12 protein-coding genes and 1 other RNA gene are annotated in these 12,621 nt (G+C 27.5%); 11 read left to right on the top strand and 2 right to left on the bottom strand.

Annotated elements, in window-relative coordinates:
- Position 1 precedes the first annotated feature (1 nt).
- On the top strand, positions 2-955 hold the full coding sequence (locus tag ATH_RS06950; protein ID WP_066184998.1) for a sterol desaturase family protein: 954 nt from the start codon (positions 2-4) through the stop codon (positions 953-955).
- On the top strand, positions 903-2,021 hold the full coding sequence (locus ATH_RS06945; RefSeq protein ID WP_066184997.1) for a cytochrome-c peroxidase: 1,119 nt from the start codon (positions 903-905) through the stop codon (positions 2,019-2,021). Before ATH_RS06950 ends, ATH_RS06945 begins: the two co-directional genes overlap by 53 nt.
- A gap of 39 nt (positions 2,022-2,060) precedes the next feature.
- Here the strand turns inward: ATH_RS06945 and ssrA are convergent.
- Positions 2,061-2,461, bottom strand: a transfer-messenger RNA (tmRNA) gene (gene ssrA / locus ATH_RS06940).
- Positions 2,462-2,573: 112 nt separating this feature from the next.
- On the opposite strand from ssrA, the gene ATH_RS06935 reads away from it, so the two are divergent.
- From ATH_RS06935 to def, 7 genes are all read left to right on the top strand, one after another.
- Complete coding sequence (locus ATH_RS06935) at positions 2,574-3,776, top strand: saccharopine dehydrogenase family protein (RefSeq protein ID WP_066184996.1); 1,203 nt, start codon at positions 2,574-2,576, stop codon at positions 3,774-3,776.
- Positions 3,776-4,924: a carboxynorspermidine decarboxylase gene (gene nspC / locus ATH_RS06930; protein WP_066184995.1), complete on the top strand. Its 1,149-nt coding sequence runs from the start codon at positions 3,776-3,778 to the stop codon at positions 4,922-4,924. Before ATH_RS06935 ends, nspC begins: the two co-directional genes overlap by 1 nt.
- 25 nt (positions 4,925-4,949) lie before the next feature.
- On the top strand, positions 4,950-5,888 hold the full coding sequence (gene ppk2 / locus ATH_RS06925) for a polyphosphate kinase 2 (RefSeq protein ID WP_066184994.1): 939 nt from the start codon (positions 4,950-4,952) through the stop codon (positions 5,886-5,888).
- Positions 5,885-7,021 (top strand): polyphosphate kinase 2, encoded by a 1,137-nt coding sequence (ppk2, locus tag ATH_RS06920; protein ID WP_066184993.1) that lies wholly within the window; start codon positions 5,885-5,887, stop codon positions 7,019-7,021. Before ppk2 (ATH_RS06925) ends, ppk2 (ATH_RS06920) begins: the two co-directional genes overlap by 4 nt.
- Before the next feature lie 99 nt (positions 7,022-7,120).
- Complete coding sequence (gene tig, locus ATH_RS06915) at positions 7,121-8,419, top strand: trigger factor (RefSeq protein WP_066184992.1); 1,299 nt, start codon at positions 7,121-7,123, stop codon at positions 8,417-8,419.
- Between the two features lie 14 nt (positions 8,420-8,433).
- On the top strand, positions 8,434-9,018 hold the full coding sequence (gene clpP, locus ATH_RS06910) for an ATP-dependent Clp endopeptidase proteolytic subunit ClpP (protein ID WP_066184991.1): 585 nt from the start codon (positions 8,434-8,436) through the stop codon (positions 9,016-9,018).
- Between the two features lie 8 nt (positions 9,019-9,026).
- A complete protein-coding gene (gene def / locus ATH_RS06905; RefSeq protein ID WP_066184990.1) occupies positions 9,027-9,545 on the top strand; it encodes a peptide deformylase in 519 nt (172 codons plus the stop codon).
- A gap of 10 nt (positions 9,546-9,555) precedes the next feature.
- On the opposite strand, the gene ATH_RS06900 is transcribed toward def, so the two are convergent.
- Positions 9,556-9,930, bottom strand: coding sequence for a hypothetical protein (locus tag ATH_RS06900; protein WP_066184989.1), 375 nt, complete (start codon positions 9,928-9,930; stop codon positions 9,556-9,558).
- A 178-nt stretch (positions 9,931-10,108) separates the two neighbouring features.
- Between ATH_RS06900 and ATH_RS06895 the strand changes: the two genes are divergently transcribed.
- Both ATH_RS06895 and era read left to right on the top strand, forming a co-directional pair.
- Complete coding sequence (locus ATH_RS06895) at positions 10,109-11,620, top strand: YifB family Mg chelatase-like AAA ATPase (RefSeq protein ID WP_066184988.1); 1,512 nt, start codon at positions 10,109-10,111, stop codon at positions 11,618-11,620.
- 52 nt (positions 11,621-11,672) lie between these two features.
- Positions 11,673-12,557, top strand: a complete 885-nt coding sequence (era, locus tag ATH_RS06890; RefSeq protein WP_066184987.1) for a GTPase Era — start codon at positions 11,673-11,675, stop codon at positions 12,555-12,557.
- Positions 12,558-12,621: the final 64 nt, after the last annotated feature.

Here is a 12,621-nt window from a genome sequence, read left to right as displayed (position 1 = left end):
TTTGGAATATATAGCATTTGATTTTTTAATTAATCCAAATAAAAGAGTCTATTGGCTCTATTCGATTAGTTCAATATTTCTAGCAATAATTTATTTTGCTTATACAAAAAAAAGTACAAAAGTAATTTTTTCTTCAAAATTATGGCTACATCCTAGTGCAAAATTGGATTATATATACTTTTTTATTGCAAATATTGTAAATCTTCTGCTTTTAATTCCTCTTATTTTAAGTGCAAAAAGTGTTGCCCTTTTTATAAACAAGGCTCTTTATAGTTATTTTGGATATTTTGAAACTACTATTTTCACATATTTTCAAATAACTATTTTATATACAGCAAGTATATTTATTTTTAGTGATTTTACAAGATATTGGCTTCATAGATTTCTGCATACAATTCCTTTTTTGTGGGAGTTTCATAAAGTTCATCATAGTGCAAAAGTTTTAACACCAATAACTTTTTATAGAGTTCATCCTGTTGAAAATTTTCTTTTTGGGCTTAGATATGCTTTTAGTATGGGATTAGTTACAGGAATTTTTATATATTTATTTGGTGCAAAAATAAATATACAGATGATATTAGGAGTAAATATTTTTGTATTTATAACTTCAATATTTGGATCAAATTTAAGACATTCCCATGTTCCTTTTTCTTATTTTTCTTTTATAGAGAAATGGTTTTTGTCTCCAAAACAGCACCAAATACATCATGATAAAAAGCACTTTAATAAAAATTTTGGTGGATATATAGCTATTTGGGATAGAGTATTTGGAACATTAACTTTGTCAAAAGATGTAAAAGTATTAAAATTTGGACTTAGAAAAAATCAAATGAATGAGTATCTTAGTATAAAAGATTTATATTTCAGACCATTTAAAAATTTATTAAAAAAAGGAAGGTATTTTGAAAAATTTAAAACTATTTTTACTAAGTACAATAGTTCTTACAACTCTTAATGCAAATAATATTTCGCAAGAAGATATAGGAAGAGCACTTTTTTTTGATCAAAATCTATCAAAAAATAGAACTCAAAGTTGTGCAACATGTCATAATCCACAGTTTGGATTTATTGATGATAGAGATAATGGAATCTCTAAAATGGCATCTTTGGGAGATGATTTAAAATCTTTAGGAGATAGACAAGCTCCAACAGCTACTTATGCAAAATTTTCTCCAGAATTTCATTTTGACTCTAAAAAAGGATTTTATGTAGGAGGTCAATTCTGGGATGGAAGAGCATCTACTTTGGAAGAACAAGCAGGAGGACCACCACTAAATCCAGTAGAAATGGGAATGAAAGATGAAAAAAAAGTTATAGCTAGAATAAAAGAGAATAGTTTTTATGTAGATAATTTTAAAAGAATTTTTGGAGATGATATTTTTACTAATGATAAAAAAGCTTATGATGCAATGACAAAACTTATTGCTAGTTTTGAAAGGACAGATGAGTTTTCTCCTTTTGATTCAAAATATGATAGATATTTAAAAGGAGAGTATGATTTAACTCCTTTAGAAGATTTAGGAATGTCAATATTCTTTTCAAACAATAATAATTCATGTGCAACATGTCATGTTTTAAAAGGTGAAGATAGAGAAGGAGAAACTTTTTCAAATTATGAGTTTCATAATATAGGGGTTCCTATAAATCATAAATTAAGAGCAAAAAATGGTGAAAAAGAGAAAGATTTAGGTCTTTTGGCAAATCCAAATATAAATGATGAAAAACAAATTGGAAAATACAAAACACCAACTCTTAGAAATGTTGCAATTACAGGACCATATATGCATAATGGAGTATTCCAAGATTTAAGAACAGTTGTTTTGTTTTATGATAAATATAACAATAAAAATAATACTATAAATCCTGAAACAAATCTTCCTTGGGATGAAGCTGAACATAAGGATACAATAGCATTAAAAGAGTTGAAGGCAAATGCTCAAAATGATAGAAAAATTGATGCACTTGTTGCTTTTATGAAATTATTAACAGATAAAAAGTATGAACATTTGATAAAAGATTGAAATAAAAGTTTTTATTGGAGGATTTAGTTTTTAAATTTTTGGTGGAGATGTGCGGGATTGAACCGCAGTCTTAAAATAGTTCATAGTAGCGTCTACATGTTTAGCAAAGTTGAAAAATTTCGCTTCATATCAACTCAACTTCCAAAAGCAAATAAAAAGCTAAGATTTAAGAATTTCTTTTTTTGACCAAATCATCTTCAAAAAAATAAGCTATCTGTTGTGAACCTGCGTTTATCTATATAGATAGCATCTATAGTGCAAGTCTCCGAAGACTCAAGCCTTTTGGGCGAGTCAATAAGTTGTTAAAACTTACGCAGCTTTAGCGTAAGCTGGAGCGTAATTTGTATTGTTTGCGTCTAAAAAAAATGAACCGCGTAACGGCATGTTCAGGCCGACATGCAACTAAAACTCACTACTCTAATCGATACCAAGTCATCCCCATGAATTGAGATTGGAATTTTATCTAAAAAATTTAATAAAGTAAAGAAAAAGAGAATTAAATAAAAATTAAGATATAATATAGTCAATATTATATTTTTTTGGAGAATTAAAATGAGCAAAAAAGGGATTTTGATAATTGGGGCTGGTGGAGTTAGTCAAGTTGCGACTGTTAAATGTGCTATGAATATTGATACTTTTGAAAAAATAACATTGGCTTCTAGGACTATTAGCAAATGTGATGCAATAGCAGATTATATTTTAAAAAATCAAGGTGTAAAGATAGATACTGCACAAGTTGATGCAGATAGTGTTGATGAACTTGTAAAACTTATAGAAAAAGTTAATCCAAAACTAGTTTTAAATGTTGCATTACCTTATCAAGATCTTACAATAATGGATGCTTGTACAAAATGTAAAGTAGATTATGTAGATACTGCAAACTATGAGCATCCAGATGAAGCAAAATTTGAATACAAAGAGCAGTGGGCAAGAGATAAACCATTTAAAGATGCTGGGATTATGGCACTTTTAGGTTCTGGTTTTGACCCAGGAGTTACAGGAGTATTTTGCGCATATGCACAACAAAAACTTTTTGATGAGATCCATTATATAGATATTATGGATTGTAATGCTGGTGATCATGGGTATCCTTTCGCAACAAACTTTAATCCAGAGATTAACTTAAGAGAAGTTTCTGCAAATGGAAGATATTGGGAAGATGGAAAATGGATAGAGACAAAACCTTTGGAAATAAGAGTTGATCATCATTATCCAGAAATAGGAGTAAAGCCATCTTATTTGCTATATCATGAAGAACTTGAATCATTGTCAAAAAATATTAAAGGATTAAAGAGAATTAGATTTTTTATGACATTTGGTGATTCTTATATTCAACATATGAATTGCCTTCAAAATGTTGGAATGCTTGGGATTGAACCAGTAGAACACAAAGGTCAACAAATTATTCCAATTGAATTTTTGAAAACTCTACTTCCAGATCCAGCTAGTCTTGGACCAAGAACAGTTGGAAAAACAAATATTGGTTGTATTATTGAAGGTATTAAAGATGGTAAGCCAAGAAAAGTTTATATTTATAATATTTGTGATCATCAAGAGTGCTATAAAGAAACAGGTGCTCAAGCTGTAAGTTATACAACTGGAGTTCCAGCTATGATTGGTTCAAAAATGTTGTATAAAGAGATATGGAAAGATAAAGGTGTATTTAATATAGAAGAGTTTGATGCACAAGCATTTATGGATGAACTTATGACTCAAGGATTACCTTGGAAAATATTAGAATTAGATGCTAAATAATGAAAAAAAATTATAAAATAGTTAAAAGTTTTGAGGAGTTACCAAGTCCAGCTTTTGTTTGTGAAGAGGAACTTTTAGAAAGAAACTTAAAGCTTTTAAAATATGTTCAAGATGAAACGGGAGTTAATATTCTTTTAGCATTAAAAGGTTTTGCTATGCATTCAACTTTTGAACTTTGTAAGAAATATTTAAAAGGTTGTTGTGCTTCAGGACTTCATGAAGCAATATTAGCAAAAAAAGAGTTTGGGCTAGAAGTTCATACATATAGCCCAGGTTTTAAAGATGAAGAGATAGATGAAATTATCTCTTTATCAAATCATCTTGTATTTAATTCAATAAATCAGATTAATAGATTTAAAGATAAAGCTTTTGGAAAAGTATCAATGGGATTAAGAATAAATCCTGAATATTCAAGTGTGGAAGTTGATTTATATAATCCTTGTGCACCATATTCAAGAATGGGGACAACAAAAGCAAATTTTGATGAAAGTGTCCTTGAAGTTTTAGAAGGATTACATTTTCATGCTCTTTGTGAACAAAATGTAGATGCTTTAAAAGGAGCATTAGATAAATTTGAAGAGAATTTTTCACAATATCTTCCAAAATTAAAATGGGTAAACTTTGGAGGAGGACATCATATTACAAGAGCTGATTATGATGTTGAAGGATTAATTAAATTATTAAAAGAGTTTAAAAAGAGATATCCACATTTAGAAGTATATATGGAACCAGGAGAAGCTATAGGATGGCAAACAGGTTATTTAGTTGCAACTGTTTTAGATGTTTTTAAAAATGGGATGAATTTAGCAATACTTGATACAAGTGCTGAAGCACATATGCCAGATACTTTGGCTATGCCTTATCGTGCAATGATTAGAAATAGTGGTCTTGCAAATGAAAAAAAATATACTTATAGATTAGGTGGAAATACTTGTTTATCTGGAGATATAATTGGTGATTACTCTTTTGATAAACCATTAGAAGTTGGAGATAAAATTATTTTAGAAGATATGATACATTATACAATGGTTAAAACAACTACTTTTAATGGAATAAAACTGCCTTCAATAGTTTTAAAAACTAAAGAAAATTTTTATAAAATCATAAAAAACTTTGGATATAATGATTATTCGTCAAGATTATCTTAAGAAATAAAAAATATAGGGAGCAAAGATGGGGCATGATAGAAGTCTAATAAAACATACTTTTGAAGAGGATATTGTAATAGATACTGAAGAAGATATTGAACATGGTAAGAATAAAAATAGAATAAGAAAAGATCTTAAAGAAAAAGTTGAAGATGGTGAGACTAAAGTTCAAGTTTGGGTTAAAAAAGATACATTAGACTATCAAAAAAAACTTACTAAATTGCAAATTGAATTATTAAAACTTCAGAGTTTTGTAAAAGAAAAAGGACTTAAAGTACTAATTATTTTTGAAGGAAGAGATGCTGCTGGAAAAGGTGGAACTATAAAAAGAGTTACAGAACACCTAAATCCAAGGGGAGCTAGAGTTGTTGCTCTTGAAAAGCCAAATGATCAGGAGAGAACTCAATGGTATTTCCAAAGATATGCAAATCATCTTCCAAGTGCAGGAGAGATAGTTTTATTTGACAGATCTTGGTATAACAGAGCAGGTGTTGAACCAGTTATGGGGTTTTGTACAAAAGAAGAGCATTTGCAATTTTTAAAAGATGTACCACTTTTTGAAAAAATGCTTGTAGAATCTGGAATAACTTTGTTTAAATTTTATTTTTCAGTTTCAAAGAAAGAGCAAGAAAAGAGATTTAAAAAAAGAGAAAAAGATCCTTTAAAACAGTATAAGCTATCTCCAATAGATAAAGAAGCACAAAATGTTTGGGATAAATATACAGTAGCAAAATACTCTATGCTTATGGCTTCTCATTCACCAGTTTCTCCATGGACTATTGTAAAAAGTGATAATAAAAAAAGGGCTAGAATAAATTGTATAAGACATATTTTAAATACTATTAATTATGATGAAAAAACAAAAGAAGATATTTTCAAAATAGATAGAGATATTATTATAAATGGAGCAGTTGAAATTGAAAATATGGAACAAAGTCATGAAGTATCGAGGGTAGATAGATGACTTTGAGCGACTTTGATATAACAAATCATAGTGGACTATATGTTTCAAAAGAGCCACATCCAACTTTTGGAAAAAAATATATAGCAAGATTTCAATATGATAAAAAAAGATATGTCAAAGTTTTAGGATATGAAAAAAGAGATAATATTACTTTAAAAGATGCAAAAGTATTAATAGAAAGTTTTAGAGCTACTATTATGAAAAAAATTGATACTATAAACTTAAAACAAGAAGAGAAAAAACCTATAATAAAGAATATAAATAGTAGTTCTAGTGAAGAATTAAAAAAATTAAAAGAAGAAAATAGTTTTTTAAAATCTATTTTAAAAGATTATAAAAAATTAAATCATGATATTTTAGTTGATGGTATTCAAAAAATATATGATCTTCAAGATTTAAAACCTTATCAAATAGAGTTAATAAAACTTCAAGATTGGCTTGAAAAAGTAAATAAAAGAATGATTATTATATTTGAAGGAAGAGATGCTTCAGGAAAAGGTGGGGCAATAAGAAGAATTACTAGATATATGAATAATAAGCATTATAGAATAGTAGCTCTTGGAAAACCAACAGAAACACAAAAAAATCAATGGTTTATGCAAAGATATGTAGAACATTTCCCAACAGGTGGAGAGATAGTTTTATTTGATAGATCTTGGTATAACAGAGCAATGGTTGAGCCAGTTTTTGGTTTTTGTACAGCTGAAGAACATGAAATATTTATGGAAGATATTGTAAATTTTGAACAAGATTTAGTAAGACAAGGAATGATATTAATCAAATTATATTTTTCTGTTTCTAAAGAGGAACAAAAAAGAAGATTTGATAGAAGAGTAAACGATCCTTTAAGACAGTGGAAGTTTTCTGAAGTTGATATGCAAGCTCAAGATCTATGGGATGAATTTTCAGAAAAGAAATATGAGATGCTAAAAAGAACTAGCTCAAGAAGTGCTCCTTGGCATATTGTAAGAAGTGATGATAAACATCTATCAAGACTAGAAGCTTTAAAAATTATTTTAAATTCTGTTGATTATGATGGAAGAAATTTTGCTTTGAATTTCGAGGCAAATGAAAATGTAAATATCTCTGTACAAAAAGAACTACTGCAAATGAGAAAGTCAAAAGATTATTAATCTTCTTTCTCAATTACTCATAAAATAAAAACTTTTAATAAAACACTTATTGTTTTTTAGATAAACTATTCTCTAAATTTGAAATTCGGAGTAAACTTAATGGAATTTAAGACAAACAGATTAGATGAAGCAAATATCGAAATAACTGCAACATTAAAAAAAGAACAGATAGAAAAAAATCTTGATAAAGTAGCAAAAGAAGCTGCAAAAACAATGAATATTCAAGGTTTTAGAAAAGGAAAAGTTCCTGTAAATGTTGTAAAACAAAGATATGCAGATAAGTTACAAGAAGATGCACAAGGTGAAGCTATTAGAGAAGTTTTAAATGGTGGATTAAAAGAGTTAGATGTTAAAAGTAGTGATTTAGTTGGAGAGCCAAGTATTACTAAATTTGATAAAAAAGATAATGGTGATATTGAAATTGAGATTTCAGTTGCAACAACTCCAAAAATTGAGCTTGGAGATTATAAAAAACTAGTTCCTGCTGTAAAAGCTATTGAAGTTGCAGCAAAAAAGATAGATGAGAGAATTGAAGAAATTGCTAGTCAATCAGCACCTTTAACAAAAATTTCAAGAAAAAGAGCTGTAAAATCTGGAGATTATGCAGTAATTGATTTTGAAGGATTTGTTGATAATATTGCTTTTGAAGGTGGAAAAGCAGAGAAATATCCTTTACAAGTTGGTTCAAATTCATTTATTCCTGGATTTGAGGAACAAGTTATTGGAATGAAATATGATGAAGAAAAAGATGTAGTTGTATCATTTCCAGCTGAATACCAAGCTAAAGATTTAGCAGGAAAAGAAGCAGTATTTAAAGTAAAACTTCATGAAATTCAAGAAAGAGTTGCTGGAGAATTAACAGATGAATTTGCTAAACAAATGCTTCCAAATGAAAAAGATGCAACAATTGATATGTTAAGAGATAAAATTAAAGAGCAATTAAGTGCAACTGAAAAAGCTACATATTATAGAGAAGATTTAAAACCTAAGTTTATTGAGAAATTAATTAAAGAGATTAAATTTGCTTTACCAAAAACAATAGTTGAGCAAGAGATTAATTATGCACTAAATAATAAAATTAGAGCTATGAGTGAAGCTGAAATAAATGAGTTAAAAGAAGATGCAAGTAAAGTTGAAAAAATAAGAGAAGAGCTTAAAGAAGAAGCTAGTAACTCTGTAAAAGCAACATTTATTATTGATGCATTAGCAAAAGCTGAAAAAATTGAAGTAAGTGATCAAGAAGTTTCTCAGGTTTTATATTTTGAAGCACTTCAAATGGGTCAAAATCCACAAGAAGTTATTAAACAATATCAAGAAGCAGGATATTTACCAGCTATTAAAATGTCAATTATAGAAGAGAAAGTTTTATCTAAACTTTTTGATGAGAAAGCAAAATAATTTTAGGATAGATGATGAGTTATATACCATATGTAGTTGAAAAAACAGGTCGAGGAGAGAGAAGTTACGATATTTATTCAAGACTTCTTAAAGATAGAATTATCATGTTAAGTGGTGAGATAAATGATGCTGTTGCTTCAACAGTAGTAGCTCAACTTTTATTCTTAGAAGCAGAAGATCCTGAAAAAGATATATATTTATATATAAACTCTCCAGGAGGAGTTGTGACTTCAGGAATGTCGATTTTTGATACAATGAACTATATTAAACCTGATGTTTGTACAATTTGTATTGGACAAGCTGCCTCTATGGGAGCATTTTTATTAAGTAGTGGAACAAAAGGGAAAAGATACTCTTTACCAAATTCAAGAATCATGATTCACCAACCTTTAGGTGGAGCTAGAGGACAAGCTACTGATATTCAAATTCAAGCTAAAGAGATTCAAAGATTAAAAGATACATTAAATGCTATTCTTGCTTCTCAAACAGGTCAAAAGATTGAAACTATTGAAAAAGATACAGATAGAGATAATTTTATGAGTGCGGAAGAAGCTTGTTCTTATGGATTGATTGATAAGGTTATTGAAAAACATAATTAAGACTAAATATGATTAGAGAAATAATTACTTATCCAAATAAATTACTTAGAACAAAATCAGAAGATGTTATGAAGTTTGACAATGAACTTCATACTCTTTTAGATGATATGTACGATACTATGATAGCTTCATCAGGTGTTGGTTTAGCTGCTATTCAAGTTGCAGTTCCACTTAATGTTTTAATCATTAATCTTGTAAATGAAGATGATATACAAGACAAAGCAGATTTAATAGAGGTTATAAATCCAGTTATAACACATAAAGATGGTGTACAAATCAATCAAGAAGGTTGTTTAAGTATTCCAGGTTATTATGAAAATATAAAAAGAGCAAAACATATTGTTGTTGAGTTTTATAATAGATATGGTGAAAAACAGATTAAAGAGTATGAAGATTTTTTAGCTGTTGCTTGGCAACACGAAATGGAACACTTGAGTGGACATGTATTTATAGAAAACCTATCTTTTATAAAAAGACAGAAATTTGAAAAAGAGTGGAAATCAAAACAAAAAGCCAAAAGAAGTTAATCTTTTAGCTTTAAAACTTACTAATAATATTTATAATTAAAACTATCAAAAATATATTTACAAAACTCCAAAGAGATAAAAAAAAGAATTTTTCAAAGTTATTTGAAAAAACATTAGAAAATCTAAGTGGAAATGATTTATAAGAGATATAAATTGATAAAATAACTCCAATAATAAAGCTATATATTGATATTTGTGCAAAAATTATTGTAAAAATAGAGATAAATGGTGCAAAAACATTTAATGCAAATAGTTTTGCATAAGCTTTTCTTCTTTTTTCTCCATTAAAATATCCTTTGGTATATCCACATTTTGGGCAAATTGTTCCCATTCTATTTAGTATTAAGTGTTCACATTGAGGACAAGCTTCTAAGCTATTTTTCATATAAAATTCCAATCTTTATAAAATATTAATAAACAAATAAAAATTTGCTTCTCTTATAATATCTTTATTTACTTGTTACTTCTTTTAATAAAATCCAAAATGTATAAATAAAAAATAACTATTTTTTGCAAATAACTTTTAAATAGAGTAGAATAAGAAAAAGCACAAAGAACAAAAAATGAAAATTATAAAATCAGCAGCACTTGATACAATAGAAGCTACAGTTATTGATGTAGAAGCTAGTTTTACAAAAGGAATGCCTAGCTTTACGATTGTTGGTATGGTTAGTACAAGTATTAATGAATCAAAAGATAGAGTAAAATCAGCTTTATTATTGAATGATTTTAAATTTCCACCATTAAAAATAACAATAAATCTATCTCCTAGTGAATTAAATAAAAAAGGTACACATTTTGATTTATCAATTGCTTTACAGATTGTATTTTTTAATGAAAATAAAATTGATTTTGATGATATTTTCTTTTTTGGAGAATTAGCATTGGATGGAACTATAAAAGATACAAGCCATATTTTCCCAATTGTATTATCTTTGGCAAAAAAAGGATTGTTAAAAAAAGTTTTAGTTTGTAAAGAGAGTGCAGAAAAATTAGCAAATATACCAAATATAAAAATATATGTAGCAGACAATTTAAATAAAGCAATAGAGTTTATAAAAAGCAATACAAAAGAACAATTTATATTTAATACTAAAATATTTGAATATAAAGTTTTTGAACTAGAAAATAAAAAATATTTTTATGATGAAGTATATAAAGATGATTTTTCTGATGTTTTAGGACAAGATATGGCTAAATATGCAGCTTTGATATGTGCAGCAGGAAATCACAATCTTTTAATGGAAGGAAGTCCTGGTTGTGGAAAATCAATGATTGCAAAAAGATTACAATATATCTTAACGCCTATGGATCAAGAAGAGATACTTGAAAAAGCAAAGCTACAAGCACTTGATTTTAAAGAAGTTGACTTTTCTCCAATAAGAGCTTTTCGAAATCCTCATCATAGTTCAACAAAATCTTCTATCTTTGGAGGTGGAAGTTCAAATGCAAAAATGGGAGAAGTAGCTTTAGCAAACAATGGGATACTATTTTTTGATGAACTTCCACATTTCCCAAGTAGTGTTTTAGAAGCATTAAGAGAACCTTTAGAAGATAATAAAATATTAATATCAAGAGTAAATAGTAAAATAGTTTATGAAACAAAATTTACTTTTGTAGCAGCATTAAATCCTTGTCCTTGTGGAAATAAACTTTCAAGTGTAAAAGAGTGTAGATGTAATGATTTTGAGATACAAAGATATAAAAATAGATTGAGTGAACCATTTTTAGATAGGATTGATTTATATGTAACTATGAATGATAGCTTTAAAGACAACAAAAATATTGTAAGTTCTAAAGAGTTGCATCAAACTGTAATTAAAGTATTTAAAATACAAAAACAAAGAGGACAAAAAGATTTAAATGGTAAATTAAGTGATGAAGATATCAAAAAATATTGTTTGCTAGATAATGAAAGTAAAGATATTCTTGAAAAAGCAAGAATTAACTACTCTTTATCATTTAGAAGTATAAATAAAGTTTTAAAAGTAGCAAGAACAATAGCTGATATAAATGATAATGAATTAATTACAAAAAGTGATTTATTAAGGAGTTTAAATTTTAGAAGAAGATAAAAAGAAAATTTGAGTATAATTTAAGATTAATTAAAAAATAAAAGGTAAATATATGACAAAATGCGGATATGTTTCAGTAATTGGAAGACCAAATGCTGGAAAAAGTTCTCTTTTAAATTGGCTTGTAGGTGAAAAAATAGCTATGGTTTCACACAAAGCAAATGCTACAAGAAAGAGATCAAATATTATAGTTATGCATGAAGATGATCAAATAATATTTGTAGATACTCCAGGACTTCACGAAACTGAAAAACTTCTAAATCAATTTATGCTAGAAGAAGCACTAAAAGCTATGGGAGATTGTGATTTAATACTCTTTTTAGCTCCTGTAACTGATAGTTTGAAATATTATGAAAATTTCCTTGAAAAGAATAAAAAAGGTGTAAAACATATCTTACTTCTTACAAAAATAGATTTTATAAATAATAATGAATTAATTGTGAAATTAAAAGAGTATGAAAAATATAGTGATAATTATGAAGCTTTAATTCCAATTTCTATTAAAAAAGCTACAAAAAAGAGTGATATTTTAGATGTAGTTGTAAAATATCTTCCAGAACATCCTTATTTATATGATCCTGAAATAATGACAGATGAACATTTAAGAGATATATATAAAGAGTTTATAAGAGAAGCTATTTTTGAAAATATTAGTGATGAAATTCCATATGAAACAGATGTAGTTGTAAATAAAATAGAAGAAAAAGAGAATGTTGATGTTATAAATGCAAAGATTGTTGTTCAAAAAGATAGTCAAAAAGGTATGATAATTGGACAAAATGCAACAGCAATTAAAAGAATTGGAAAAGCAGCAAGATTAAAAATAGAGAAATTAAGTGGTAAAAAGTGCTTTTTAGAACTATATGTAAGTGTAAAGAAAAACTGGACTAAAAATAAAGATGCATTGAAATCTATGGGCTATGAGATAAATAGTTAAAATAATATTTAATTTCTTTAAAGGTATTTTTACTATTTAAGCTTAAAAGAGTTTTTATAAAGGG

This window comes from Aliarcobacter thereius LMG 24486 (assembly GCF_004214815.1).
Classification (GTDB): Bacteria; Campylobacterota; Campylobacteria; order Campylobacterales; family Arcobacteraceae; genus Aliarcobacter; species Aliarcobacter thereius.
The sequence above is the reverse complement of the archived record's forward strand: the minus strand, read 5'-3'. Positions and strand labels throughout refer to the sequence as shown.